The following is a 25,565-nucleotide window of genomic DNA, read 5'->3' as shown; positions in this document are numbered from 1 at the left end:
TAACAATCTATCCTTCCCGCCGATACCGCATTCCAGGCATCTGCGCTATCAGACCCATTAACTCTAAATGAGAAAGGGCACTGAGAACCGCACCAGTGGGTTGTCCAGTTTGCTCAATAATGTGATCAAGGGCGATCGCCTCTGCTGAAATGACTGGAATCACCTGAAAAATTGTCTGTAGCTCGGGTGGCAAATCGGGTGGTGGTGCTGGCGGCTCTAAAGCTAATAAAGAAAGTTGGGTGGTGGAATGTAGTTGAGGGATATTGCCCAACGCTTCTAATAGCTCGGCTTCTCCCAAAATCACCTGAGCGCCTTGGTTGAGTAGCTCTAAGCTGCCCCGCGAGGCAGGATTATCTAGTGAGCCGGGCAAGGCGTATACGTCCCGATTGTAATCATTGGCGAGGCGGGCAGTGATCAGCGCACCTGATTTTTGGGGCGCTTCAATCACCAGGGTGGCGCGGCTGAGTCCGGCGATTATGCGGTTACGACGCGGAAAATTGGTGCGATCGGGCTGAGTGCCAGCCGCATATTCACTGACCAAAAGCCCATGTTTGATGATGCTTTGAGCCAAACTGCGATTGCTGTAAGGATAGGTGACATCAACGCCTGTACCCAAAACGGCGATCGTTCTGCCTCCTGCTTTTAAGCAAGCGTAATGTGCTTCGGTATCAATTCCGGCTGCCAGCCCTGAAACTATAGTGAATCCTGCTTGGGTGAGTTGAATCGTCAATTTTTGAGTCCAGCGCTTGCCGTAATCCGATGGGCTGCGGGTGCCGACAATGGCGATCGCAGGTACACTGCCCTGATTTTCTAAGCGATCGACGGTTCCTTGATAGTACAAAATCGGTGGAAAATCAGGAATTTCTAGTAGCAACTGGGGATAGTCATCATCGGCAGGTGTCCAAAAACCAGGATTGGCTTGTTCATGTTGTTGCAGCAGATTTTCGGGATCAATAGCACTGCGGGCAGAAGCGATCGTCGCTGTGTTCTGGACTCCAAAACCATAGACGGCTTCTAGTTCGGCGATCGGGGCGACCCAGGCAGCCGCCAGTGTACCAAAGTGCTGCCGCAAACGTTGGATTAAGATTGAGCCTGTTCCTGGGATGTTTGACCAGGCAAGCCAAAATGCTCGTTCTTGTGCCAAGGGTTGCTCCTGTTGCGATCGAGGGCGGGGTAGATCTTTTCTAAGTGTTCCCCTTTCAGTCAGGAGTCCTTGCCTCAAAGCCCAATCAACCTACGATAAAATTCAAACCATACTCTCATTACCCAAAAACTTTATGCAGACGGAATACGCTCAACGTCGTCAACAGTTACTCGCGAAAATCGGCAAAGGAACGGCAGTGTTCCGCAGTTCGCCCATGGCAGTTATGCATAACGACGTAGAGTACAACTTTCGACAAGACAGCGATTTCTTTTACCTAACCGGGTTTAATGAGGCGAACGCTGTAGCCGTGCTGACGACACAACACGAAGAGCATCACTTTGTGTTATTTGTTCAGCCTAAAGATCTGGAAAAAGAAACCTGGACGGGCTATCGGGTGGGAGTAGAGGCGGCAAAGGAAAGGTTTGGGGCAGATGAAGTGTATTCAATCGCTGACCTCAAGGAAAAGCTGCCTCAATATTTAGAAAAAGCAGACCGAATTTACTATAAATTAGGGCGCGATCGCCGTTTTAACGAAATGATTCTGGGTCAATGGCAAGCGTTGATGGCAACCTACCCGAAACGCGGCACAGGTCCGACTGGCATCGAAGATCCAGCGCCCACGCTCCATGCGCTGCGCCAAATCAAAAGCCCTGCCGAGCTAGACCTGATGCGAACAGCGGCGGCAATTTCGGTCGATGCCCATAACCGCGCCAGGGAATTTGCGAGCCCTGGAAAATATGAATACCAAGTACAAGCCGAAATTGAACATACCTTTGGATTGCGTGGAACAGTTGTGGCATACCCTTCCATCGTGGCATCGGGGGCAAATGCTTGTGTGTTGCACTACACGGAAAACACGCGGCAGATGCAAGATAACGAACTTCTGTTAATTGATGCAGGATGCGCCTACGAGTATTACAACGCAGATATTACTCGGACGTTTCCAGTGGGCGGCAAATTTACCGCCGAGCAAAAGATTTTGTATGAAATTGTTTTGGCAGCGCAGATGAAAGCGATCGCCCAAGTGCATCCCGGCAACCCCTACAAGCAAATTCACGACACTGCCGTGCGCGTGTTGGTGGAAGGCTTAATGGATTTAGGTTTGCTAGTGGGCGATATTGAAGAAATTATCAAAGAAGAAAAGTACAAGCCTTTTTACATGCATCGCACTGGGCATTGGCTAGGGTTGGATGTCCATGATGTAGGAGTTTATCAGCATGGCGAAACGCCCCATAATTTAGAACCTGGACAAGTTTTAACAGTCGAACCCGGACTTTATATTTCTCCGTTCATTAAACCTGTCGAAGGTCAGCCAGAAGTTGATTCGCGTTGGCACGGCATTGGCATTCGCATTGAAGACGATGTTCTGGTAACGGCTCAGGGGTGTGAGGTGTTAACAGAAGGGGTGCCAAAAGCGATCGAGGATTTGAGTTAATGAGGGTTGCGTGCGTTTCAAAATCTATCCTGTATAAGTAACAGGGTAGAGGAGCGTGCGTTAATGCGTCAATGCGGCATCCTTTCCTGGTGTTGCCCAAACTTGGATAACTAGCCCAACAGGTCAATTATTTTTTTACCTGCCCTAACGCCGCCGATCGCCCCTTATATCTTAATCACTCTAGACTCCAACCTAAACTCTGGAATATCCTCTAGCTCAACTTCCTCTAAGTTGTACTGCTCACAAACCAGGCTTAAGCGATTTCCCACAACTGCATTAATAGAATGAGTTAAATCTCCTTGGAAAAAGAGCAACGTATTGGTTTGAGGACAGATTTTTCCAACCTGCCGTTTATGCGATCGCAACACTAACTCTCCTCCTTGTAACTCTTCTGGCACATTCACATATAACACGCTGACAACCTGGGGTGGCTCAATTGTTTTGCAATAAGAACGCAGCGATCGATCAATATGAGGATCAACCCGTGAGCCTGTTTTTAGCAGCAGCGGATTCAGGTAAAACGCATTGCAATCAGGCTGTAAGGCTCGTTCAAGATAGGGCTTAAAATACGGAAACTGTTGCTCGACAGTGGCGAGGTGCGATCGTCGGAAAACCACAGAAAATCCCTTAGTGCCCACAAAATCACGATTCAAATTATTAACCGCAAAGTAAGGACAAGCCAGTATTTTACGCTGCAATTTTCCTAGGTAAGCGATCGGTAAAGCGTCAGGGTGAAGATGGTAATAAGACAAAGTAATAAATAGTAAAAAGATAGTTTAAGAAACGCAGTGTTCAATGAGCCAGAGGAGCCAAAGGAGGACAAACCCAATCCATTAATGCCCCTGTGCGAGGATGCGTAAACCCCAGCCGATAAGCATGTAGCCAATACCCACAATCTCCTGGAACCACAACCGCACCGTCAACAAACTGCGCTACGCCGCCCATAGCATACAGCGGATCGCCCACCAGAGGATAACCCATAAACGATAAATGAATGCGAATTTGATGCGGTCGCCCTGTCAAAATAATCACTTCTAAAAGTGTCGTTTGAGTGTTGCGCTGAAGCACCTGACAGTCGCTGTGGGCAAACTGTCCTGTGGCAGTTGCGCCATAAATATAGCCTAAAAGGGGGTGGGGCACTTTCCCGATCGCCTGGGTAACTATGAAGCGATCGGGAATCGCGGCATCGGTGCTCAAGGGATTCTGCACTAGCGCTCGATAGGTTTTACAAATTTTTCGATCGCGCATTTGCTTGCTTAACTGTGACTTAGCACGGGGCGATCGTGCCATCAACATCAAACCCGAAGTACCGCGTCCTAATCGATGAATGGGCACAGGCGTTTCCTCCGGATACTGCAATTGTAGTTGCCATAATAAGGTGTGCTCTAAAAAACCGCCGCCTGGTAGCACAGGTAACCCCGCTGGTTTAGCAATTACCAGTAAATCCCTATCTTCGTAAAGTACCTCAAACGTCAATGGCACCTCTGGCTCTTCCCACGGTTCACGATGATAGGTCAAAGCTTGCCCCGATCGCAGCGTTGTTTCAGCCGTTGCTACCTGACCATTCACCCACACTTGCCCCGCCGCAATGCGCGATCGCCACTCCAGTTCGCTCGAATGCTGATAGTGCTGAGTGTAGTATGCCACTAGCGTTTGACCCACATTGGCAGGTTTCACCTGTTCCCGATAAATCCATCCCTGATTCAGCATCTCCGCTCACAACGGCACATATCCTGTCATCATAGATGAGCGATCGGTGTTCAGGCATGTTTAGGAAAGTCTTATAGGAAAGTTTGAGAGGCGGTGTGCAATCAACTAGTCGGGCAGGATAAGTGTTAGCCAATGGTCGCTTGCTGCTGAGTCAGGATAAAGCGGGTGAACTGTGGTTAAATTTAGAAACAGATGACGGACGGTTACTTCAGGGTAGAGTTGTTTCTTCTGATGGTGACTTGTCAACGGCTAGGCAAGATTTGTTTTGTCAGTTTTTTGCTGTGTGGGGCATGAGCGATGTGACATTAAACATTACTCGATAAACATCACGGTAAATATCACTTGGTAAAGATATGTCTTGGATGGAGTTAAGCCTGGATACAACCAGCGAAGCAGTCGATTGGGTTTGTACCTTGCTGGCAGAAACTCGCTATGCGGGCAATATCGAAATTGTTGAATGTGCAAAAGATCCTGATAACCAGTGGGCGTTCACGCTCTATCTCCATCTTCCTGAGCAGGCACACTCCCAAGCCCAAGAAATTGCTGATGTGCTACTGCCGCTATACCGAACAGGAATTGCAACAGAACTGCAAGTGAGAATCGTGGAGTATCCAGCGATCGCTAGATACTCCCAAGAAGCCTCTCCACTCCCCCGCATTCATTGGGTTGGCGATCGCTTTGTCATTCTTGCTGACGAACTTGCCCATCAAACCTACGCACCTGCCCCCCATGAATTAACGCTACATCTCAAAACCAGCCTTGCCTTTGGAAGTGGTCTACACCCTGCAACCCAACTCAGTCTTCGGCTTTTAGAAAAGTACATCGCCCCAGAAATGAAGACGCTAGATTTAGGCTCAGGTTCAGGTATTTTGAGTGTGGCGATCGCTAAACTAGGAGCGCAAGTGGTCGCAGTTGATAATGACGCGATCGCGGTGCAAGCCACTCAAGATGCAGTACAGCGGAACGGTGTAGCCTCTCAAGTCACTGTCATGCAAGGAAGCTTAGGACAGGGAAGCGAGTTAGGACATTGGATGAGCGGAAAACCATTAGATCAAGTCGAAGCTATTAATCCAATCTCTTCCACAAACCCAATAGGGATTACCTCGTTTGACCTGATTGTCGCCAATATTTTAGGGCGAATTCACATTACTCTGGCTCCCGATTTTCGACATGCCCTGATGCCATCGGGTCTATTAATTACTGCTGGATTTACTGTAGATTATGAAGCAGCTATTGCGTTAGCTCTGGGGAAAGAAGGCTTTGAGGCGGTTGACTGTGAACGCTTAGAGGAATGGGTTGCTTGGATGTATCGGTTGAACCCTTGAGCGCCACGATTTTTTGAGACAGCTTTTTGAGACAGCCTTACGCTGATTCTAACCAGTCAAATACTCTATCTAATTGTTCTATCGTGATCAGACCGTACTGCCACAACACCATGGGCAACAAATGAGGCGAAGATTCAGGATGACGCAGAGCCATAGCAATAGACTCTGTAGGAACGGCAAGCTCCTGCTGTAGAAATTGAATGAGGTGCGGCTTAATAGAGGACTGCATGGAAAATGGCGACTGAGGAACAAAAGCGGTAGAAGTGCTTGCAATGTTAAGAGGTTCGGTGTCAAATGGCGGTGCTTGAGATCACAAAAATCAGGTGAATTTAGAAAACAAATTTATAGAACATCACACCACTAAATAGACGAATGCATCACCTAACAGGCAAACATACCGAGCAAGTATACTCTCGGAATTCCAATTCAGACCAGAGCTTTACAGTTCTTAGTATTTGAGTAAAACTGGCGTTTGTTGAATTCATGGCAACTCAGTAGCCGATGGAAAGTTTGAGAAGTTTTAAGGAAATTGCTTTACTTCTGATCGACCTGATTATAATAGAACAAATGAACTAAAGGGGTAAGTCATGAGTTTTTTTCAACGTGTGCGAGATGTTCTAGGGCTAGACGATCTCTACGATGACTATGAGTACGAAGACGAGGGCATCAGCCTTGAAGGAGAGACGGGAATTGCCGCAGGAAACCAGTCTCGCAAATTGATCGGAATGCCAGGTCTGGCTCACGGTCAATCAGAAATGATTCTGATGCAACCCCAATCTTTTGATGAAATGCCCGATGCAGTCACAGCCCTCCGGGAACGGCGATCGGTCATTTTAGATTTGAGCATGATTGATATCGAGCATGCTCAACGTTGCGCCGACTATGTTGCAGGCGGTACTTTTGCTATGGATGGACATTATCGACAAATTGGGCACAACGTTTTTCTGTTTACCCCCAACTCTGTTCACATTAGTCATCGCACCTTTGAAGAAACTGCCCAGCCCGTTCCTGTCCAAGCGGCTCCTCCAAAAGCCTCACCCAAACCTGAATCTGAAAAATCCACTCAGCCCCGTCGCCATCCCATTGCTGATCCATTTGCCCTGTAATCTATCCAACAAAGTATTTGAGCAATAAAGTACTAGAGCAATAAAACATGCCCTGAAACAAAGGTTCGTTCCGTTCCATCTAACAGTCGCAGCCAGAGTTCACCCCGATCGCCAATTCCTAAGGCTTCGCCCACCACCGACTCGTTCGCCGTTTCAATCGTCATCTGTTTACCTAGCAAAAAATCTCGCTGACGAAGATCTGGTAACAGGGCGTTCATACCCTGCGATCGCAACCGTTCCACCGTTAATAATAAGTGATGGCGCAACCGTTCTAGTAAAGGCAATTCAGCGGGAGTCACTCCTTGCGGATCTCTCGAATGTACCACCTGGTGCAAACTGACGCGCCGCGCAAAGTCGTTCTGCCACTCCAAACGTTCAAACTCAACCCAGCGATTCAGCCCTATCCCAACGATGACTCGTGCTGACTTGGCAGAGCTTTTAGTTGCAGTCTCACATAAAATACCGGCTAGCTTTCGCCCCTGTAGAAATACATCATTTGTCCATTTCAGGCGCAGTTCTCCTCGCAAAGTTGGCACTAAAGCTTCAACGGTATCAATCACTGCTAAGCCAGCCGCCAGGCTAATGCCCGACAGTTGTTCAACAGGAATTTCTTCTAAGACAAAACTAGCGGTTAATACCCCCGGCGGAGAATCCCAATATCGCCCCTGTTGCCCCCGCCCAGCAGTTTGTTGGCGCGTAAACACCACATCGCCCTGCTGGAGCGATCGCGCTTCCATCGCCCAAGTATTTGTGCTAGGACATTGCTCTAAACAATAGAGCCATTCTGGACATTGATCCATACGGGGTCAAAAGAAAACAGTGCCACAAGTTCCAGCGTTACAAAACCAAAGTATGAGCCGACTCAAAGCCCCTTTCCTTCAGGAGAGGGGTTGGGGAGAGGTTCCTCTAGCATCTCACGAAAGGCTGTCATGACCGTATCTTGGGTAGATCGGTTTACGCTTGGGCAGTAGCGGAGCCGCCATTTGCAAAAACCGCTCCATCAATCCAGGTACCATCCGATTCCCCAGTACTGCTAAATGACTTTGCCAGCCTACCAAAATCTCAGTCGAGCCTTTTTCAAGTCCGGCTATTAGCGCTTCAGCCACCTGCTGAGAGGTTGTGGGCACAACCCACCGAAACCATTGAAGATTACGTGCCATGTCTGTATCTGTTAATGAAGGCAGTAAAGAAACAACCCGAATATTGTGCGCAGCCAGTTCACCTCGTAATGCCTGGGTGAATCCTACAATGGCGAATTTGGTCGCCGAATACGTTGCCATTGTGGGTGCAGCAACTTTCCCCATTAAGCTAGACACATTCACAATTGTGCCTTGCTGCTGTACCGCCATTCGTCGGGCAATCAGCCGCGTCATCGTGTACATGCCCATTAAATTCGTGAGGATTTCCTCTTGCACATTCGGTAATTGAGATTGTAAAAAGGGCGACTGATGAGCAACGCCAGCACAGTTCACTAACAAATGGATGGGCCCATGATCTCGCCATGCTTGAGCGATCGCAATATTGACTTCTACCCGTTCAGATAAATCTAAAACTAGAGGAATTGCTTCAGTTCCCATTGCCTCAATTTCAGCTGCAACTTCGACTAAGCGCTGATAGTTGCGAGCCACTAATACCAGCCGTTTTGCGCCTTTTTGAGCTAGCTCCAGGGCGATCGCCCGTCCAATACCGCGAGACGCGCCTGTCACCAGCGCCGTCTTTCCTTTAATATTCATACCTAAAATCTCCAAGTTGGAATCTCATCATGCAGCGCTAATCGAAAATCATTTTTCGACTTCACATCCTTGAGGTTGGGGGCAACAAGTGATTAATTCTTTTAAGAATCGAGTGAACTTAATGACGGGGCAAGTCTCATCACACGTTTGTCATTCCATTCGCTCCAGTTATTTTGAAATGCCAGGCTGGAGTGAAGAAAGGAAAGCTTTTTACAAACAAAAGATGTGAGTGATCATTGGGTCGTACCTCCTAGTTCATGAATCAACTTTGCAAATCAACATCAATTCCAACAAGCACACACTAGCAAGGGGATCAAGTATCTGCAACGTTTGTTAACAGAAATTGAAAATTGTTACATCTCGAGACAAAACACTCAGAAAATCTAATTCTACAGAAGCTCTTCCTAACACGGTTTACTGATGACCAGAGTGCGCTCACTTTAGATGACCTCAACTCATTAAACTTTGATCGTTATGAGAAAGTAAAAAGAGTCAAGGCTAAGAATTAATGTTGGAAGTCCTCAAGACTTGATGCGAGAAGCGATCGCCCTCAAGAGCGATCGCTTCTCGCATCAGTAAAATCAACTGGGTTCTAAATCAACTGGGTTCTAAATTAACTAGACTCTAGCGATCGCCTCAACCTTTTTCAAAAAAGCTTCAGCACCTCCCTGCTTCAACGCACGGTTGACACCGCTTAAAACCGCTAGCAATGAAGCCGTAATCATGTTGAGATGAATTCCAACTCCATAAACCGAGCCAGTAAAACCCTCTCCACCTATCTCTACATAGGCGATCGCCCTGGCATCGCTGCCCTGGCTTAATGAGTGTTCTTCGTAGTGGTCAATCCGTATCCCCAAATTCAATGCATCTAAAAAGGCATCAATTAGACCATTTCCCTGCCCGTTGATCTGTCTGGGTTGCCCATTAACTTGCAGCGTTGCTGCGATCGTCTGCACATTTCGCTCAACTTCTAATAAACGATGGGAAAGATACTGAAAGGGTTCTGACAGAATATATTCTTGCTCAAATAACTGCCAAAGAATGGCAGCATCCATTTCTTGCCCACGGTGATCCATTGCCTGCTGAACCACTCGGCTAAACTCAATCTGCAATCGGCGTGGCAACATCAGGTGATAATCTCGCTCTAACAAAAAAGCAATTCCCCCCTTCCCTGATTGACTGTTAACCCGAATCACCGATTCGTAGCTGCGCCCTATGTCAGCCGGGTCAATAGGTAAGTAGGGCACTTCCCAAACCCCCTCCGACTGAACCGCTAACCCTTTTTTGATGGCATCTTGGTGCGATCCTGAGAACGCCGTAAAGACCAAGTCACCCACGTAGGGATGACGGGGATGAATGGGAAGCTGAGTACAGTCTTCGACCACTTGCGCTACTGTGTTGATGTTAGAAAAATCTAACTCCGGATGAATGCCTTGAGTATAAAGATTTAACGCCAACGTCACTAAATCTACATTTCCTGTTCGTTCGCCGTTGCCAAACAAACAGCCTTCCACTCGATCGGCCCCCGCCATCTGTGCTAACTCTGCCGCCGCAATGCCACAGCCGCGATCGTTATGAGGATGGACACTTAAGACAACAGCATCTCGCCGCGCCAAATGACGATGCATCCATTCCACTTGGTCTGCAAAAACGTTGGGCGTTGCAACCTCTACTGTCGCAGGAAGATTAATGATCGCTTTGTGTTGTGGCGTGGGTTGCCAAACGTCTAAAACCGCATCGCAGATTGTTTTGGCAAAGTCTAACTCTGTCGTCGTAAAGGTTTCGGGCGAGTATTCAAAATGCCAAACTGTTTCAGGTTTTTGGGCAGCCAGTTCGTTGCAAAGCCGAGCCGCAGAAGTCGCTAAGGCAACCGTTCCGGCACGATCGAGTCCAAAAACAATGCGTCGAAAAGTGGGACAGGTGGCATTATAAAGATGAACGATCGCCCGCTTTGCACCCTGCAATGATTCAAAAGTGCGACGGATTAATCCTTCACGAGCAGGCGTTAAAACTTGAATGGTGACATGCTCAGGAATTAAATTATTAGTAATGAGCGATCGCACAAAATCAAAATCGGTCTGAGAAGCGGAAGGAAACCCTACTTCAATTTCTTGGAACCCAATGTCAATTAAAAGCTGAAACAATCGCAATTTTTGTTGAACATTCATCGGTTCAATTAACGCCTGATTTCCATCCCGCAAGTCGGTACTGAGCCAGATAGGAGAATGGGTAATCGTTTGAGAAGTCCAGGTGCGATCGGGCAAATGGATGGGAGGAAAAGCGCAGTATTTGGTCGTTGGATTGGTTAACATTCTGATCGTGTCCTTTGTAAATAGTAATGGCGATGCGGATGAAAATGCGACGCAATGCAATCAGGGCTATCAGGTTGTCGCACAGACCAAACCTGACAACCCATAATGAGTCGTAGCAGCGCAGCAAAACTAAGATGACGTTGCATAAAAGTCTCCGAAAGGTAAACACTAGAACTACAAAAAACAGAACTGCTGAATCACTGTATGAAACGAAGTTAGATAGACCTCTCCCCCAACCCTTTTCCTAAAAGAAAGGGGCTTTGAATCGGTTCATGCTTCTATTCAACAGTGTTTGAAAAACTAGATAAACCTCTCTCGTGACTAGGCTTCGTTTAAGAGTGAGAGGAGGTCAAGGCGATCGCTTATATTAGGGTGAAAATTATTAATGCCCTACGGGCAGCAGCAGCCCTAGCCCAAGTGCTTGGGTAGAGAACTGACGTAGAGATTGCTGCTGTGTAGACATATCAACATTCCAGTGAACTGATACAAATCCTATCCTTAGAATTGGTTAAGGTCAAGACTAAATTTCTATCCCCAAAAACTTATCCCCTTGTTACCGTTCTGTCAACGCTTCACTAAACCGTCGCGTAATGGGTTCTAACATAAACGTTAAAATCGATCGCTTTCTCGTCACGACTTCCGCAGTAACCGCCATTCCTGGAGTTAGCTCAACGTCTTTCCCTTCAACGTTAATTGTCTTGCGCTTTAACATCACTCGAACAGTGTAGACCAAACCTAAATCCTTATCCAGAGTTGCGTTCGGAGTAAGTCTTACAACCTCTCCGTCGATCGTTCCAAACTCTTGAAATGGGAATGTTGCAACTTTTACCTTAACTCGCATCCCTTCTTTAATAAATCCAATGTCGCGGTTCAAAACTTTTGCTTCTACCAACAGGTCGTGGCTATCGGGCAGAATGGAGAGCAGGTCTTGACCCGGCGCAATGGTTCGTTCAGCCAGACTCGTTTGGATATTGTAGATTTTTCCTGAGATAGGAGCCACAATAACCTGTCCTTTTGCCCTCACCTGAGCCTGATTCAGTTGACCTTCCAACTCAGTCAAATCTTGCCGCCGCTGGTTCATTTGAGTCAAAATCTCGCTTTGGCGCTCCGAGCTTAAGCGATTTGCCGACTGCTGCGCTCCTGTGTAGGATTGCTGTGCCTGTTGAATTGACTGCTGCTGCGCTACGATATCTTGCTCTAAAGAAAAAATTTGGTTTTGCGCCTCAGTTAACTGATCTTTGGCTTGCAGATAGTCAAATCGGGGAACTGCGCCTTCTTGCTCAACCAATTGACGCAGGCTAGATTCTCTTTCTTGAGCATTGATCATCGTTGCCCTAGCGCTATTCAAATTTTCTTGAAGACGAGCTAATCTAGCTCTTGCCTCGCCGATTACTGCAACTTGACGTTGGGTATCGGCATTAGCCGCGGCTTGGCGGGTGTCAAATTCGCGTAGGCGTGAGGCAATCAACTGATCTTGAATGGCGGAACCACTGCTGCTATTGCCTTTGCTTTCTGCGTCTAGCCGAGCCACGTCTTGCCGGACAAGGGCAACATTTTGCTGGATGCGATCGACTTCTGTTTTCGATAGAGCGGGGTCTTGCTTAATCAGCACATCGCCCTGTTTCACCCGATCGCCCTCTTTAACTTTGATCTCGCTAATCACCCCACCCTCTAATGCCCGCACTGGACGAATTTGCGATGTCGGAATAATTTCGCCCTGGGCGACTGCCACCTCATCAATTTTACTCAGATACGCCCAGCCAATCGTCCCCATCACAATTGCTGTCAAGGTTCCTGCCAGCACCCGCGTATAGAGCGGCGGCAATTCTCGTACTGCTTTACCTAGCTCGTATGAAAGATAATCCTCTGGGTTAACAAACTGCTGGCGAGTTTGCCGAACCTGAGCGGATTGAGTAGGAGGAAGAGAATCCATAATGAGAACGGTGAGGGAGGGATTGGGTATAGGTTGCCCAGATATTCTTGAAGATCTGGCGATCGCTGAGATCACTAATCACTATTCACTTTACAACTTGGATGACTCCTTGTGTTTTGTCCTTTGTTCCCGCTGAGTCGTTTTACTAGTCAGCGCGTCCGCTCTACCTCAAACCCTTTGAGTCCTTCGGCAAATTCGTATTCCACCGTAACCTGGCTCACTTGCGCAACGGGTGAACCCTGGTGGCACCAGCGCATCATCTCTTCAATAGCGTTAGGAGAACCTTCAAAAATGGCTTCTACTCTCCCATCGTGCAGGTTACGCACCCAGCCATTAATGTGTAAAAGAACTGCCATATCCCAGGCAGAGGCACGATAACCGACCCCCTGAACTTTGCCAGAGATAAAGACGTGAGCACGAACTTGAGAATTTGGAGATAAAGGCTGATTCATTCGGAAGCCCAATGGATGCATGAAGCAGGAATCATAAAAGATCTTTGTTCAGAACTTAGAGCTTTTCCTGAAGTGGTTGGCAAAAGGCTTCTACGCCAGTTTTTAGGACATAGAGGGCGATCGGCGTAGCTAGGGCAGAAGGCAACATTGTATCAGTAGAAAGCGATCGCACCGCCTGAGCCACTGATCCCGCCAGCAAATTCTCTTTAAGTTCACCACTGCACAGCGAAACCCGCCAGCGCTTAGCAACCCCGTCAAGCCAGTTATCCGACTGATCAGGCTCTTGACCCACATGCAAGGCGAGGGCGATCGCCGCATCCTCTAAATCACCTTCGCAGTCTTCAATCATCTCTAATGCTCTGAGGGCGATCGGGTCGTCTGCTAACTCAGTGCGATATTGCTCAATTTCTTCTAGCGTTACTCTGACAACAGGTCTTGCCATCTTGCTTACCGCCTTGTTCCCTGAATTGCACTAAATACCCCAGCACCAACCGTCATAAAAATTAGCATCCACAAAACTCCCCCTGGCAAAAAAGTTAAGAACCCAGCCCCCCTCAATACCCATGTCACAATGGCGATACAGAGGATGGTCAAAAACACAGTTGTCGCAGGTCTAATCTGTCGCTTCATTGCTATCTACTCTAAGACAATTCGCTAATTCTTAGGTTGGCTGTCCTCAAAACGATCTTCTTCTGGCTTCTATCATCGACGCACCCCTGCTAAGATGCCTGCCCCCACTGCTAGCAATACCAGTGCCCCAATTGCTGTTGTCGGAATGGTTACTTTTGCAAAAGTTTGAATTAACAGCACCGCTGCCATAAGTACCAGCAAGATACCCGCAACATATAAAAAGATAGTTAGAGCCAGGTTAGGAGAACGCCTCACAGACTTTTTGCCTCTACATAAACTGAAAGAGTCGAAACTAATTGTGGCATGAGAGCGCAATTCTGGGAGGACAAAGTAGACAGATTAACCCAGATTGACCCAGGCAACTGAATCTAAAAGCAAGTAAATCAAGCAGCCAGTCCCAGAGTAAGCATCTCAAGGGGTTGCTAACTTAGCGCTCTTGCTCAAGTATTTGTCAAATCTTTATCAGAGCTAAACAGAACATTTTTATTGAGCAGACAGCTTGAGGCTATAACGAACAAAGATGCATCAGAGGACTGCACATGTTTTCTGCTTTTGACAACTGAAAATTCTACGTAATTTACAAATATCATTTATTTACGTAGTATGTGTTTATACACCCGTGAGCCAAGAGCAGGATTTGTAAATTAACTCAAAAAAGTTTGAGTGTCTCTACTGAGGTTGCTATACATAGGGACGCTACAACCGCGTCCATGGGTAATGTGATGAGGAGCCGCTAAAGAATGACCAATGGAACTGTAGCTTTATTAACTTCCTATGACCTCACAACTGGGTCGAATCAAAAAAAACAAGCCTGCTTACTGGAGGGTGAGGTCTTATTAACCACGCGATCGCACTCTGCCTGGGGGGCAGCCGTAACCGCTCAAATGTATGTTCCTTTGTCGCGTGCCTGTGTTTGGCAGCAAGTCACTGACTATCCTCGCTGGGTACAGTTTTTCCCCGACTTAATTCAAAGTGACATTTTAGGCGACTGCGCTCGCAACCCCAAAAGGCTTTACCAAGTAGCTAGTAAAGCTTTTTGGATGTTAAGCGTTCAGGTCGAAATTTATCTGAAAGTGGTTGAAACTGCCCAGCAAAATTCCTGGCAACAGATTCAGTTTTGTCTGGAGAGGGGCAGTTTTTCAGACTTTACAGCCTCCCTAAATTTGCAAGACTATTATGCAGGAACTTTGCTGACTTACTCTGTTGCCGCAACTCCTAACATTCCTGTGCCTTCCTCCGTCATTCAGCAAGCCATGCGTCTAGATTTACCTGCTAATATGCGGACAATGCGGCAAGTCATTTGTAGACAGTAGCAGCCAGTACCTAGCGAGTAGACATTAATTATATGAATCAACGGATTTCTTCGGCTTTAGGGCTCTGTGGTTTTCTATTTTTGGGTGGTTTGTTCCCGGCTGTAGCCGCTGAGCCGCCCCAAGCCAACTCTTCCCCGGCTCTGCAAAAGCTGATGATGATGTTTTCTCCGGATATCAAGACTACGCTGAATGCTTGTCGAGAGCAAGGCGGCGTTGACCTGGCAGCAGGGGCTCAAGCCGATGGTTCGGTGCTGTGTGCCAATGGCGAACCGAAGGCGGCGGTTCCCTATGACAACTATCTGAGCACCGTTTCAGATGTGGCAGCGGCGGTTGGCTTAGTTGGGCTGAAGACGGTGATTGCAGGCAACCCCAGCATTAGCCCCGAAATGATGGTGTCCTTTTTGACGAGTCCTAATGGCGCAGCAACGTTAAAGAACGCTGTGCAAACTGCGATCGCCCGTAGCAGTCTCATCCCGATCGCTTCGCCCGAATCGACTACTCTTCTGGCAGACCAAATCATTGGACGACTCGTCCCTACCTTGGAAAGCACCAATAATTTGACAAACTTGGTCGGTACGACTGAACAGTACGGTCAGGTTGTTTCTAACTTTTGCAGTACTCCAGGAATGTCTATCACTCAAGCCCAGCAGACAATCCCAGGTCTAAGCTCTGTTCAGCTTTATGCGGTTTGTGTTCAAGAGTCGGGCTTAGCCGACGAACTTCAGCAGGTGGTAAACCGTCAAGGATAATGCATCGCTTTGGCGAACCTAGCCTCTAGCAAGCGCAATAGGTCTGTTACTCTACCCTCCCTTTAAGGGAAAACTTGAGGAGAGAAACCCTTATTGCGCATTGCTATGTCTAGGCTGCACCGTTCTGTGATTGCACTTCTTTCAGGTTCTTTGGCGGTGGTCGGTGCTTGTAGCGATCGCCCAGTTGTCAGTCATCTGGAGGGCGATCGCCAGACAGTTAGCGCTTCTCAAGTTCAGTCTCCGGTTCAAGTGGCAGTTCCTCCAGCAGCAAGTTCGATTCCAGTAACGCAGCCAGATGCGTATGCCTTGGGTCTTGCTCGTGCCTCTAGTGCCTTCAACATTAGCCAGTCTGCCCAATCGAAAGACGACTGGCACCTGGTTTCAGAGCGCTGGCAACAGGCAATTCAGCTATTGTCCACGGTTCCAAAATCTAGCCAGCATTATGCTGAGGCAGCGCTAAAACTTAAAGACTACCGCCGCAACCTAGCATTTGCCCAGCAGCAAAGCGATCGACCGACCTCTAACAATCCCGGTATTGTGGTTAAAAGATCTTCATCTAGCCGTCCCAATCTGGCACCGCCTCGTGCGATCGCTGCTGCCACGCCCCAAGCTGCTGCCACTCCTCTGGCTCCGTCACGGGCAACTTCTAGCCGTCCCAGTAACATCAGTGTCGCCAGCAGTGCCGCCTTTTTTGCACCCATTGTCAGACGTGCCGGAAATACTCCAGTGATTGCTGTCACTTTCAATGGCAGTCAAATCTATGAAATGATTGTTGATACCGGAGCCAGTGGCACTCTGATTACATCAGGAATGGCAACGGCACTAGGAATTCGCTCGGTGGGCGAAACCAGGGTAGATACCGCCAGCGCTCAAGGCGTATCTTTCTCGTTGGGCTACGTTGATTCGATGGAAGTGGGGGGAGCGATCGCCCAGAATGTTTTGGTCGCGATGGGAGGCCCCGAACTGACTTTGGGCTTATTGGGTCACGACTTTTTTGGTAACTACGACATTACGATTCGTGAAAATGAAGTGGAATTTCAGGAACGCTAATCTTTTAAGAACTTAACCAACTGCTCTAGTTTTGTCCAAGCTGCCCCGCTGGCAAGAATATCCTGAGCAATACTAATCCCCTGGCGATAACAAGCAGATGGATCAGTCGGATCGATCGCCACCCTGCCGCCAACCTTTAACGCTAAAGCTGCATTCAGCGCCACTACCTCGGTTTGCGCCTGAGTTCCCTTCCCTTGCAGCACCGATCGCAAAATTTCTGCATTCTCTAGTCTTTCACCTCCCCGCAAAGCGCTAGTGGGTGCAGCCCTTAGCCCTAATTCCATAGGATCAAGAACGAAGGACTGCACCCGTCCGCCCGAAAGCACTGCCATATCAGTTAAATCTGCTAACCCTGCCTCATCTAGTTTCTCTCGACCATGCAGCACGATCGCCTCTTGCCGACCTAGCTGGTTAAGCGCCTCTGCAAGCGTTTCCACAAGCCCCGAATTAAAAACGCCCATCACTTGCCCTGTTAAACACAACGGATTGACTAACGGGCCTAGCAAATTGAAGACCGTTCGCACCTTCAACATTTTTCTTAAGGGTGCGACATGCTTCATTGCTGGATGCCAGCCGGGTGCAAACAAAAACGTAATCCCAACTTCTGACAACGCTGCCTTGATTCGCTCTGGTGCAGTCCCCAAATTAACGCCTAATTCTTCTAAAACATCGGCTGAACCCACTTTGCTGGAAGCCGCCCGATTGCCATGTTTTGCTACTGCTATTCCTGCCGCTGCCGCCACAAAAGCAACTGCCGTAGAAATGTTAAACGTAGAAGCACCATCGCCACCCGTGCCACAAGTGTCTATTACTGGAGCAGATAATGCTGGAGCAGATAATGCTGGAGCAGATAACGAAGCGGAAGAGGCTGCTATAGAACTACCTAACGACTGCGACTGCAACACTTGAGCCATACCTGCTAACTCGCTGGCAGAAACGCCTTTTACCTGAATTGCTGCCAAAATTGCTCCCGACATAACAGGCGAGATGGATTCGGTCAGCCATCCTTGCATCAGGTTGGCAGCTTGAAGCATATCTAAAGATTGACCTTCTAAAAGCTGTTGTAAAAGGGGCGACCAATCTTGTTCAGCAACAGGGACGGAGGTGATCATAAACTTGAAAAGAACTGCGGCTAATGTTTTTAAGACTTTATCAGGATTTTGGGGCACATTGGGAGCACAATGCCTGCTGCTAAAGGTGCGCTGCTCCGCAGATACCGCAAGGTGCCTCGTATGTTAGAGTTTTCGCTAAACAGAGCCAACGTCCTACCTGCAAAATTACTAGGTTAGAAGCTCATGACAACGACCTTAGCCAAACCTCAAAACCAGACTCCGCTCTTATTTGAGGGCATTACTTGGCGAGAGTTCAAAGCCGTTGAGCAGTTGCTCGATCGCCCTGGCTATCGCCTCTCTTTTTTAGATGGAATTTTGGAGATTCGACAAATGCCTGGTGAACCGCATGAAACAGTCAAGGAAAGAATCGGTGCTCTTTTAGAAATTTATCTGCTGATGGCAGGTTTTGATTTTAATCCAACTGGCTCTATGACTCTGGAAAGCGAGTCTGGTGCTGTAAAACGAGAGGCTGATAAATCATACAAACTTGCAGCAGGTCGATCGCGTCCTGAGTTAGCGATCGAAGTTGTGTTCACTAGTGGTGGGATCAACAAATTAGAAGCTTACAAGCGGCTCAAGATCGCCGAAGTTTGGTTTTGGGAGGATGGGGTTTTAGAGATCCATCATTTGCGGGAAGAAGAGAATCAGTTGCGCTACGAAAAGATTGCGAACAGCGAAGCCGTACCGGGAATTAATCTGGAGTTACTCCTACGCTGTATTAACATGGTGAATCATGTAGAGGCGATCAAAACCTTTCAGCAAGGGATTCAGAAATAGGATTGAGAACTTTCGTAGAGGTGCGATCGCCAGTTCTCAAAGTTTCAGCCTATGATCTCGGCGCAAAGAAATTTCAGCGAAAAGTCAGTTGTGCTAAGTTGTTGTAGAGAGTGGACATTGGGCAGGAAAACCCAATCTCGATAGTTGCAGCGTTTCCCCAGCTTGATAGATAGTGGGAACCCAAAGGTTGTGGGACTTGCGTTGAAATCGTTCTGCTAGAACTTGATCTTGGTGAACAAGTAGATATTCCTCAAATTCAGCGATCGCTTTATAATCTGCAAATTTTTCACCTCGATCACATGCCTCCGTCAACTTAGACAAAACCTCAATTAATAGTTTGGGATGAGAGATAAAGTCTTCATCAGAATTTCTATCCTCTTCATGGCAAGTTACCGCCAGATCAGGATAGTAGAACAACCGAGAAGCAGGCAGACGCACCTTCATGTCAGTCGCATAGGAAACATAGCTTGTGCCTCGGAGATGATTAAGAATTAGAGCGGAAAGGCTACCTGTAAGCATGACATGAGCTTTGCTTGCGCCTGCCATTGCGACAATTTGCCCTTCAAGATATTCATGTTTAATCAGGCTAATGCGCTCGATTTCTAAATACTCTTCGGGCGTGAAGTAGGTGTGGCTCTGCCTCGCTGTCATCTAGTCCTCATTAATGAGTCTTCTTTAATCATGAGCTAATCATGAGAGGCTGGTTTAAATCATAAATGGCGCTAAGGCAAAAAACAGATAGGCTGAAGGCTAAGTCACCGATCGCCCCTTCCAAAAGCTGCCCCTAAGCCAGACTGTCCTTCAATGCATAAAGAACCTGCTCCTGTTGCTCCTGCGAAAGCTCAGGAAACATCGGTAGAGACAACACCTCCTGGGCTAACTGTTCTGATACGGGCAGTTGTCCGGGTTGATATCCTAAATTTGCGTAAACAGGCTGCAAGTGCAGCGGCACTGGATAGTAGACCATAGAGCCAATGCCTTGAGCTTGCAGCTTTTGACGAACCGAGTCGCGCCGATCGCCCTTAATTTGGAGGGTGTACTGGTGCCAAACGTGCCCTAATAAAGATTTTGGGGCAGTAACGCCAGGAAGATGGCTGAGGACATGATCGTAACGTTCCGCGATCGCCCGCCGCTGGGTATTCCACCCTTCCAAATAATTCAGCTTAATGCTCAAAATCGCTGCCTGCAAAGCATCTAACCGACTGTTGATGCCTACTGCCTCAGAGCTATAGCGCTGCTGTTGTCCATGGTTACGCAGCATTCTAATCCGAGATGCGATCGCTCCATCCTGAGTCAGGATGGCTCCGGCATCTCCACAGGCTCCCAAGTTTTTAGTGGGATAGAAGCTAAAGCAGCCAATGTGCCCGAGGCTACCAACTTTTGCGCCGCCCCAGTCTGCTCCTGCCGCCTGTGCCGCATCTTCAATGACCCAAAGATGATGAAACTGCGCGATCGCCATTAACCGCGTCATATCTACAGGTTGTCCAAACAGATGCACTGGAATAATGGCTTTAGTGCGCGGCGTAATTGCCCCTTCAATTTGGTCTAGGTCTAGATTAAACGTCTGGGGATCGACATCGATAAAAACTGGAGTTGCTCCCGCTGCGCTAATCATGCCAGCCGTGGAGATGAACGTGAAAGGCGTTGTGATCACTTCATCGCCGACCCCAATATCGAGTGCGCGCAATGCCAAGTACAAAGCATCGGTTCCCGAATTACAGCCAATGCAATGGGTTGTACCCACATAACTAGCAAACTGTTGTTCAAAGCGCTCTACGGTCAAACCGTTGATGTAATGCCCTGAGGCAAGTACCTCTAGGGTTTTCGCACTAACTTCTTCCCCAATGAGTTTGTACTGCTGGGTTAGATCAAAGGCTGGGATAGAATTCACTCGCTTACACCACAAATTTTGTCCTGATTCAAATTAGATACACCAAAATGACCTTGTGTTCCTTGATTTTCAAAAAATAGGCGATCCCTTGCTGATATCTTGAGGCGATCGCCAAGCCCAGAGCCTTGTTTGTTCACTGCTCTCTAGATACAACCCTTATGAGATTCCAATCTAGCTTAATGAGATCTCAGGCTAGAAAATTCTGCTCTTAGTGTCTCTCAAGACTCATTAGTAGTTCCTCTAGACAGAGTGACGCGATCGACCTTGAGCTATGGTATTTTACACTTAGCATAGTTTAATCTGACTCGAAAAAGTCTTGAAACTCCCTGCTAGCAGGAATCTTAGCTATAACCTTTTAATCAAATTAGCCAATGAAATTTAAATACGGTTCAGCTTTAATGACTGCTGTGCTGATGATATGGGCTGCTGCGTTGCCCGTGTTAGCAGATACGGCAACAATTCAATCTTCGTCGGGTAGTCGGGTCAATGTTCGAGCCGAGCCTTCAACTAGTTCACAAATTCGGCACCAGGGGCTAAGTGGCGATCGGGTTAACGTTCTCAATCAAACCAACGCCCCAGATGGCTTTATTTGGTATTTCGTCGAATTTCCAACTTCAAGAGCCCGGGGTTGGATTCGCGGTGACTTGCTAAAGGTCACTGCAACTGTTCCCGTTAATCCACCTGCTCCTGTCAGTCCACCTGCTCCTGTCAGTCCACCTGCTCCTGTCAATCCACCAGCTTCTGAACGTGTGTCGTTTGCACCCGGTACATCGGCTGCCACAGTTGGAGGCAAAGTACAAGGCACTCAAACACGAGACTATGTGCTTAATGCTGCATCTGGTCAAACTCTAAAGACCAGCACAACTGGCACCAGTCAATTTTTGCAAGTGCAAATCTTTGCACCCGATGGCACAAACTTATACACAGGCAGTAGAAATTGGTCGGGTATTCTCTCTAGTACAGGTGACTATCGAATCCGAGTGAGGCTTGTCCCTGAAGCGCAGAAGCCTGATGCGATTGGAGAATACAGCCTCACGATCGCAGTTCTTTAGATCTGCTGACTCTCAGAGGCACTTGACGATCTCGCCTTCCACATTATCCCGATGAGGTAGCGCCAGTTGCGAAAGAATTAAAGAGGGGCGATCGGGCTAAGATGGGATGATGCTTTTAAAAACTTTCGCTAACCTTGTTAAAGTTCGTAAGGCGATTGGCTAAATGGGATATATGTCATCCTCAGTCCGGGTTAAGGGTCTACCTCTAGTTTTTCAACGCTGGATGCAAGAGCCGGCTGCTTTGTCGGCGATCGCTTCTTTAGCGCTGCATCTGCCGCTTCTCCTGCTGCTCCCCAGGCTATTTTCCAATGCTCCAGGGCTAGAAGAACCTGAGTTGCCCAGCCCCGTTGATGTTGTGGATCTAACCGCCGCTGAACAAGGGCGCGTGCCAGATTTTCAAACACCCGAAATTATTTTGCCTCCCCTGGCTCAAACGCCCTCCTCTCTCTCTATTACGCCTTTGCCTAAGGCTTCATCGCCCCTCTCACCCACCACATTGCCTCCTCTGCCTTCGTTTAATACTCCTTCTAGCTCTTTATGGGGATTTGGGTCTTCTTTCCAATTTCCTCCCCTTGGCAACACCGCTCCTACCTTTACCGTGCCCCAAACTCAGGCACCCTTTATTCCTTACATTCCGCCTAGAGTTACAGTCCAACCGCCGCCTCGCCCCCCAGTTCAGCCGACGCAAACCCCTGGTTTGACTCCGGGTTCAGTGACTTCCTCTCCAACTCCTACGCCCTCGCCACAACCCACTGCTACCCCTGGTGCTGCGGCATTGGGTGGCGAAAGCGAACCCGTAGCGGCAAGTCCGTCGCCCACTGTACCCACTGAGCGATCGCAAGCCCAAATTAATCAAGAACTGCTGGCTCGTAACCAAGAACTTCGGAATAAGTTAACCTACAACGAAGCTGGGACAGGCGACAGTGACTATGTGCAAGCAGGACAAAAATGGGCAGAGTCAGGACAAGCCTGGCTAGGGGTCGATCGCCCTGTGACTGGTTCGATTCAGCAAGGCGAGATCAATGGCTCTTACCCAAATGTCGCTGGGTATCGCAATCTTTCTGGCGCTGTGATTGTGGCGGTGCTGGTTGATGAAAACGGCAAGCCTGCCCCTGATCCCACAGTTTTGCGAAGTTCAGGGTATGCTATTTTCGACGAGATAGCGCTCCAAGATGTGATGGCTCAAACGTTTGAGGCGACGGGCAAAAAAGAAGCTTATTGGATTCGGGTTACCTACGCTCCGCCAGGGGCGGCATAGATGGACGATTAAGGGCAGACGCGCGCGCGACCTCTCCCTAAATCCCTCTCCTGAAGGAAAGGGACTTTGCAGGGGTTTTTTCTTAGCGCCTTTAAGTAGAAAGTTGGCTGAGTGTGTTCGCTAACTTGTCTGCAATGCCAGTGACCCAATTTTCATCTTGCTGGGTGTAGCTGCGGGGAGCGTTTGCGCCTAGTATCAGAACCCCCCGATCGCCAAGGGGTTGGCAAATTATGCCTTGAGTGTTTTCGGGCAAGTAGTCAAACTCGATTCGCCCTGGATAAATTTTTAGACTGACTAGGTAAACGGGCTTCTGGGTCGATAACACTCGTTGTACGATCGCCCCAGGTTTTACGTCTGCCTTGGGGCTGAGGATGCCTCGCCGCAGCAGCACTTTACCGTCGTACCAAACCACCAGCGATCGCGTTACGGTGTTAGTTAGTAATAAGTGCGAAGCCCACGCTAGCTCGGTTCTGACTGCTTCTGGTAAATCTTTCACCAACTCAAAGCCCTCTTCTCCAATTAATACCACTGCATCAGGAGGCTTGGGTTGAACCCGTTGCCAAAGGAGTCCTGTCAGAATCAGTACCGCGCTGATAATAATACCCAGGGCATCAGAGCGAGATTGGGAGTTAGTTAAATCCACTGTGAAGAGGCGGTTCGTCATCAGCAGAGTGCCTGCGATCGCTCCTACTACGATAGGCAGTTGACGCAGCACTTGATTTTGATCAGGTTTTGCCATTTTGTGAAGATAGACTGATTGAAAATAAATCAGCGTTGAAAATCAATGAAAGGTCAGTTTGAAAAACACCACTTTCTAAACTATGCATTATCCTGTGTATTGATCATTAAAGGCTCAGCATTTCAAAAAGGCAGTTCTTCGTGTTAGCAGTCATCGCTTCAGGCATCGCTTCAGGCATCGCTTCCAGTTTGCTTTCCCTTTTTCTCAATCATTCGCCCAAGGTAGAACCTTTACAGGCTGTGCCCTGGTCGTCGTTTTTAAATACGGCGCTCCTGCGATCGCTCACTCAGCCCGACCCTGATGCCGTGACAATCATTCAGCAGCAGCTTAAGTCTCTGGGCAGCCTGGGTTACTCAACCAATGCCCAGGGTATTTGGATGCAGGAAGAGGAGCAGATGCTGGCTGACCACTTGGGAACTACGGCAATTCCGGCAGCCTCTTTAACCAAAGTTGCAACGACGCTAGTCGCGTTATCGACCTGGGGCGCAGATCATCAATTCAATACCCTAGTCAGCACAACTGGCTCAATTCAGGGAGGCGTACTGAAGGGTGACTTAATTGTGCAAGGCGAGGGGGATCCCTTTTTTGTGTGGGAAGAAGCCGTGGCGCTGGGAAATGCCCTTAACCAAGCCGGGATTAACCAGGTTACAGGCAACTTGCTAATTGCAGGCAATTTTGCCATGAACTATGAAGTTAATCCTAGGATTGCAGGAAATTTTTTGAAACAAGGACTAGACCCGAACCTATGGAATGGTGAGGTTAAGGCACAATTTGAGCAGATGCCTGCTGGAACGCCTCGCCCACAAGTCAAAATTAATGGCGGAGTGCAGGTTATCCAAACCATTCCGCCTTCTAGACCCCTGATTCGGCATCAGTCGATGCAGTTGGTCGGCATTCTTAAGGCAATGAACATTTACAGCAACAACATTATGTCGGAAATGATGGCAGATTTGTTGGGAGGTGCGCCTGCTATTGCCAAGAAGGCGGCTGAGGTTGCTCAGGTTCCGGCGATCGAAATTACGTTGGAAAATGGCTCTGGGCTAGGTACAAACAATCAAATTTCGCCCCGCGCTGTGACTCAAATGATGTTGACTATTCAGGGCTATTTGCAGGACAAGCAGTTGAATGTCGGGAATTTGTTTCCAGTTATGGGAAGAGACGTGGGGACGCTGAAGGGGCGATCGCTCCCGGCTAATTCAGTGGTTAAAACTGGTACTTTAAATGAAGTTAGCGCCTTAGCCGGAGTTGTGCCCACGCGCGATCGCGGCTTAATTTGGTTCACCATTATTAATTACGGTGCAGGCGATCTACGCATCTTTCATAATCAACAAGATGTATTGCTGCAACGACTCCAACAAAAGTGGGGTGTCCCAGCACCTGTTCCGTCTGCTGTTCAGCCCAGCGATCGCGCTAACAATTCCTTAAATCGGTTGGGTGCCCCTGAACGCAATCAGTTGCTTTAAGATTGGGATATGATGCCAGTCTATTCGCCCGATTTACTAGAACGCCGTCGTCAAGAAGCGATCGCGGTGGCAGAACAATGCGCCCAAATTTTGAGGCAAGATTTTGGGGCAACCAAGATAATTCTATTTGGTTCTCTTCGAGGTGATGCTCCATGGCACTGGCAATCTGATCTTGATTTGGCTGTCAGCGGTATTTCAGATGAGGCGTTGTGGCAAGCCCATCAGCAGCTTGCCTTAGTCATGCCTGCCTAGTGAAAGTTTGACCTTGTTAATTTAGAGCAAGGCGATCGCAGAGTTTGACCAATGGCTGATTCGCCAATCAAGCCCAGAATCAAGCCCATAAAAAAAGTTCCCAGCTTTTGACCAGGAACGGTTTAGGTG

27 protein-coding genes and 1 pseudogene are annotated in these 25,565 nt (G+C 48.2%); 12 read left to right on the top strand and 16 right to left on the bottom strand.

Annotation, left to right across the window (positions count from 1 at the left end; translation table 11 throughout):
* Positions 1-7: 7 nt before the first annotated feature.
* Entirely contained in the window at positions 8-1,144 is a 1,137-nt protein-coding gene (gene dprA / locus KME11_13235) for a DNA-processing protein DprA (GenBank protein ID MBW4516171.1), read from the bottom strand.
* Between the two features lie 133 nt (positions 1,145-1,277).
* Here dprA and KME11_13230 point away from each other — a divergent pair, with 133 nt between their 5' ends.
* Positions 1,278-2,579, top strand: a complete 1,302-nt coding sequence (locus tag KME11_13230; GenBank protein ID MBW4516170.1) for an aminopeptidase P N-terminal domain-containing protein — start codon at positions 1,278-1,280, stop codon at positions 2,577-2,579.
* Positions 2,580-2,743: 164 nt separating this feature from the next.
* Here the strand turns inward: KME11_13230 and KME11_13225 are convergent, their stop codons facing one another.
* Entirely contained in the window at positions 2,744-3,331 is a 588-nt protein-coding gene (locus KME11_13225) for a 2OG-Fe(II) oxygenase (protein MBW4516169.1), read from the bottom strand.
* 40 nt (positions 3,332-3,371) lie between these two features.
* On the bottom strand, positions 3,372-4,286 hold the full coding sequence (locus KME11_13220; GenBank protein MBW4516168.1) for an RluA family pseudouridine synthase: 915 nt from the start codon (positions 4,284-4,286) through the stop codon (positions 3,372-3,374).
* A gap of 125 nt (positions 4,287-4,411) precedes the next feature.
* On the opposite strand from KME11_13220, the gene KME11_13215 reads away from it, so the two are divergent.
* Both KME11_13215 and KME11_13210 read left to right on the top strand, forming a co-directional pair.
* Positions 4,412-4,612, top strand: coding sequence for a hypothetical protein (locus tag KME11_13215; protein MBW4516167.1), 201 nt, complete (start codon positions 4,412-4,414; stop codon positions 4,610-4,612).
* Positions 4,613-4,642: 30 nt separating this feature from the next.
* The gene (locus tag KME11_13210) at positions 4,643-5,614 is read left to right on the top strand and encodes a 50S ribosomal protein L11 methyltransferase (GenBank protein MBW4516166.1); all 972 of its coding nucleotides are present in this window, start codon (positions 4,643-4,645) and stop codon (positions 5,612-5,614) included.
* A 37-nt stretch (positions 5,615-5,651) separates the two neighbouring features.
* Here the strand turns inward: KME11_13210 and KME11_13205 are convergent, their stop codons facing one another.
* Positions 5,652-5,843 carry a DUF2949 domain-containing protein gene (locus KME11_13205; protein ID MBW4516165.1) on the bottom strand — a complete coding sequence of 64 codons (192 nt, stop codon included), beginning with the start codon at positions 5,841-5,843 and terminating at the stop codon, positions 5,652-5,654.
* A 358-nt stretch (positions 5,844-6,201) separates the two neighbouring features.
* On the opposite strand from KME11_13205, the gene sepF reads away from it, so the two are divergent.
* Positions 6,202-6,720 (top strand): cell division protein SepF, encoded by a 519-nt coding sequence (gene sepF, locus KME11_13200; GenBank protein MBW4516164.1) that lies wholly within the window; start codon positions 6,202-6,204, stop codon positions 6,718-6,720.
* Between the two features lie 32 nt (positions 6,721-6,752).
* Here sepF and KME11_13195 read toward each other — a convergent pair whose 3' ends face one another.
* From KME11_13195 to KME11_13160, 8 genes are all read right to left on the bottom strand, one after another.
* Positions 6,753-7,520 carry a biotin--[acetyl-CoA-carboxylase] ligase gene (locus tag KME11_13195; GenBank protein ID MBW4516163.1) on the bottom strand — a complete coding sequence of 256 codons (768 nt, stop codon included), beginning with the start codon at positions 7,518-7,520 and terminating at the stop codon, positions 6,753-6,755.
* 114 nt (positions 7,521-7,634) lie between these two features.
* Positions 7,635-8,453, bottom strand: a complete 819-nt coding sequence (locus tag KME11_13190) for an SDR family NAD(P)-dependent oxidoreductase (protein ID MBW4516162.1) — start codon at positions 8,451-8,453, stop codon at positions 7,635-7,637.
* A gap of 617 nt (positions 8,454-9,070) precedes the next feature.
* Positions 9,071-10,765 carry a 2-isopropylmalate synthase gene (gene leuA, locus KME11_13185; protein ID MBW4516161.1) on the bottom strand — a complete coding sequence of 565 codons (1,695 nt, stop codon included), beginning with the start codon at positions 10,763-10,765 and terminating at the stop codon, positions 9,071-9,073.
* Between the two features lie 553 nt (positions 10,766-11,318).
* On the bottom strand, positions 11,319-12,698 hold the full coding sequence (locus tag KME11_13180; protein MBW4516160.1) for an HlyD family type I secretion periplasmic adaptor subunit: 1,380 nt from the start codon (positions 12,696-12,698) through the stop codon (positions 11,319-11,321).
* A gap of 149 nt (positions 12,699-12,847) precedes the next feature.
* Positions 12,848-13,150 (bottom strand): acylphosphatase, encoded by a 303-nt coding sequence (locus KME11_13175; GenBank protein MBW4516159.1) that lies wholly within the window; start codon positions 13,148-13,150, stop codon positions 12,848-12,850.
* Positions 13,151-13,205: 55 nt separating this feature from the next.
* The gene (locus tag KME11_13170; protein ID MBW4516158.1) at positions 13,206-13,592 is read right to left on the bottom strand and encodes a hypothetical protein; all 387 of its coding nucleotides are present in this window, start codon (positions 13,590-13,592) and stop codon (positions 13,206-13,208) included.
* Positions 13,593-13,597: 5 nt separating this feature from the next.
* Positions 13,598-13,780: a hypothetical protein gene (locus tag KME11_13165; GenBank protein MBW4516157.1), complete on the bottom strand. Its 183-nt coding sequence runs from the start codon at positions 13,778-13,780 to the stop codon at positions 13,598-13,600.
* Between the two features lie 72 nt (positions 13,781-13,852).
* Complete coding sequence (locus KME11_13160; protein MBW4516156.1) at positions 13,853-14,035, bottom strand: hypothetical protein; 183 nt, start codon at positions 14,033-14,035, stop codon at positions 13,853-13,855.
* 485 nt (positions 14,036-14,520) lie between these two features.
* On the opposite strand from KME11_13160, the gene KME11_13155 reads away from it, so the two are divergent.
* From KME11_13155 to KME11_13145, 3 genes are all read left to right on the top strand, one after another.
* Positions 14,521-15,093 carry a cyclase gene (locus KME11_13155; GenBank protein MBW4516155.1) on the top strand — a complete coding sequence of 191 codons (573 nt, stop codon included), beginning with the start codon at positions 14,521-14,523 and terminating at the stop codon, positions 15,091-15,093.
* 32 nt (positions 15,094-15,125) lie between these two features.
* Positions 15,126-15,842: a hypothetical protein gene (locus KME11_13150; protein MBW4516154.1), complete on the top strand. Its 717-nt coding sequence runs from the start codon at positions 15,126-15,128 to the stop codon at positions 15,840-15,842.
* Between the two features lie 105 nt (positions 15,843-15,947).
* Positions 15,948-16,892 carry a retroviral-like aspartic protease family protein gene (locus KME11_13145; GenBank protein ID MBW4516153.1) on the top strand — a complete coding sequence of 315 codons (945 nt, stop codon included), beginning with the start codon at positions 15,948-15,950 and terminating at the stop codon, positions 16,890-16,892.
* Here KME11_13145 and trpD read toward each other — a convergent pair.
* Complete coding sequence (gene trpD / locus KME11_13140) at positions 16,889-18,004, bottom strand: anthranilate phosphoribosyltransferase (protein ID MBW4516152.1); 1,116 nt, start codon at positions 18,002-18,004, stop codon at positions 16,889-16,891. The two genes, KME11_13145 and trpD, sit on opposite strands and share 4 nt — an antisense overlap.
* A gap of 183 nt (positions 18,005-18,187) precedes the next feature.
* Between trpD and KME11_13135 the strand changes: the two genes are divergently transcribed.
* The gene (locus tag KME11_13135; protein ID MBW4516151.1) at positions 18,188-18,781 is read left to right on the top strand and encodes a Uma2 family endonuclease; all 594 of its coding nucleotides are present in this window, start codon (positions 18,188-18,190) and stop codon (positions 18,779-18,781) included.
* 93 nt (positions 18,782-18,874) lie between these two features.
* Here the strand turns inward: KME11_13135 and KME11_13130 are convergent, their stop codons facing one another.
* Both KME11_13130 and KME11_13125 read right to left on the bottom strand, forming a co-directional pair.
* On the bottom strand, positions 18,875-19,432 hold the full coding sequence (locus KME11_13130) for a Uma2 family endonuclease (protein ID MBW4516150.1): 558 nt from the start codon (positions 19,430-19,432) through the stop codon (positions 18,875-18,877).
* Between the two features lie 133 nt (positions 19,433-19,565).
* Complete coding sequence (locus KME11_13125) at positions 19,566-20,672, bottom strand: DegT/DnrJ/EryC1/StrS family aminotransferase (GenBank protein MBW4516149.1); 1,107 nt, start codon at positions 20,670-20,672, stop codon at positions 19,566-19,568.
* Positions 20,673-21,085: 413 nt separating this feature from the next.
* Here KME11_13125 and KME11_13120 point away from each other — a divergent pair.
* Positions 21,086-21,328 (top strand): annotated as a pseudogene (locus KME11_13120) (SH3 domain-containing protein).
* Between the two features lie 568 nt (positions 21,329-21,896).
* Positions 21,897-22,982, top strand: a complete 1,086-nt coding sequence (locus tag KME11_13115) for an energy transducer TonB (protein MBW4516148.1) — start codon at positions 21,897-21,899, stop codon at positions 22,980-22,982.
* Between the two features lie 91 nt (positions 22,983-23,073).
* Here the strand turns inward: KME11_13115 and KME11_13110 are convergent, their stop codons facing one another.
* Positions 23,074-23,721, bottom strand: coding sequence for a cofactor assembly of complex C subunit B (locus KME11_13110; GenBank protein MBW4516147.1), 648 nt, complete (start codon positions 23,719-23,721; stop codon positions 23,074-23,076).
* Between the two features lie 140 nt (positions 23,722-23,861).
* Here KME11_13110 and KME11_13105 point away from each other — a divergent pair, with 140 nt between their 5' ends.
* Positions 23,862-25,184: a D-alanyl-D-alanine carboxypeptidase gene (locus tag KME11_13105; GenBank protein ID MBW4516146.1), complete on the top strand. Its 1,323-nt coding sequence runs from the start codon at positions 23,862-23,864 to the stop codon at positions 25,182-25,184.
* A 9-nt stretch (positions 25,185-25,193) separates the two neighbouring features.
* Positions 25,194-25,436 carry a nucleotidyltransferase domain-containing protein gene (locus KME11_13100; protein MBW4516145.1) on the top strand — a complete coding sequence of 81 codons (243 nt, stop codon included), beginning with the start codon at positions 25,194-25,196 and terminating at the stop codon, positions 25,434-25,436.
* Positions 25,437-25,565 lie beyond the last annotated feature (129 nt).

The sequence above is a fragment of the Timaviella obliquedivisa GSE-PSE-MK23-08B genome (assembly GCA_019358855.1).
GTDB lineage: Bacteria > Cyanobacteriota > Cyanobacteriia > Elainellales > Elainellaceae > Timaviella > Timaviella obliquedivisa.
Note: the sequence above shows the minus strand (reverse complement) of the source record. Positions and strands in the feature narration are given on the sequence as shown.

Coding starts and splice junctions, on each gene's coding strand:
- KME11_13230 (MBW4516170.1), top strand. CDS start 1,278: ATGCAGACGGAATACGCTCAACGTCGTCAACAGTTACTCGCGAAAATC.
- KME11_13210 (MBW4516166.1), top strand. CDS start 4,643: ATGTCTTGGATGGAGTTAAGCCTGGATACAACCAGCGAAGCAGTCGAT.
- KME11_13205 (MBW4516165.1), bottom strand. CDS start 5,843: ATGCAGTCCTCTATTAAGCCGCACCTCATTCAATTTCTACAGCAGGAG.
- sepF (MBW4516164.1), top strand. CDS start 6,202: ATGAGTTTTTTTCAACGTGTGCGAGATGTTCTAGGGCTAGACGATCTC.
- KME11_13195 (MBW4516163.1), bottom strand. CDS start 7,520: ATGGATCAATGTCCAGAATGGCTCTATTGTTTAGAGCAATGTCCTAGC.
- KME11_13190 (MBW4516162.1), bottom strand. CDS start 8,453: ATGAATATTAAAGGAAAGACGGCGCTGGTGACAGGCGCGTCTCGCGGT.
- leuA (MBW4516161.1), bottom strand. CDS start 10,765: ATGTTAACCAATCCAACGACCAAATACTGCGCTTTTCCTCCCATCCAT.
- KME11_13180 (MBW4516160.1), bottom strand. CDS start 12,698: ATGGATTCTCTTCCTCCTACTCAATCCGCTCAGGTTCGGCAAACTCGC.
- KME11_13175 (MBW4516159.1), bottom strand. CDS start 13,150: ATGAATCAGCCTTTATCTCCAAATTCTCAAGTTCGTGCTCACGTCTTT.
- KME11_13170 (MBW4516158.1), bottom strand. CDS start 13,592: ATGGCAAGACCTGTTGTCAGAGTAACGCTAGAAGAAATTGAGCAATAT.
- KME11_13165 (MBW4516157.1), bottom strand. CDS start 13,780: ATGAAGCGACAGATTAGACCTGCGACAACTGTGTTTTTGACCATCCTC.
- KME11_13155 (MBW4516155.1), top strand. CDS start 14,521: ATGACCAATGGAACTGTAGCTTTATTAACTTCCTATGACCTCACAACT.
- KME11_13150 (MBW4516154.1), top strand. CDS start 15,126: ATGAATCAACGGATTTCTTCGGCTTTAGGGCTCTGTGGTTTTCTATTT.
- KME11_13145 (MBW4516153.1), top strand. CDS start 15,948: ATGTCTAGGCTGCACCGTTCTGTGATTGCACTTCTTTCAGGTTCTTTG.
- trpD (MBW4516152.1), bottom strand. CDS start 18,004: ATGATCACCTCCGTCCCTGTTGCTGAACAAGATTGGTCGCCCCTTTTA.
- KME11_13135 (MBW4516151.1), top strand. CDS start 18,188: ATGACAACGACCTTAGCCAAACCTCAAAACCAGACTCCGCTCTTATTT.
- KME11_13130 (MBW4516150.1), bottom strand. CDS start 19,432: ATGACAGCGAGGCAGAGCCACACCTACTTCACGCCCGAAGAGTATTTA.
- KME11_13115 (MBW4516148.1), top strand. CDS start 21,897: ATGTCATCCTCAGTCCGGGTTAAGGGTCTACCTCTAGTTTTTCAACGC.
- KME11_13110 (MBW4516147.1), bottom strand. CDS start 23,721: ATGGCAAAACCTGATCAAAATCAAGTGCTGCGTCAACTGCCTATCGTA.
- KME11_13100 (MBW4516145.1), top strand. CDS start 25,194: ATGATGCCAGTCTATTCGCCCGATTTACTAGAACGCCGTCGTCAAGAA.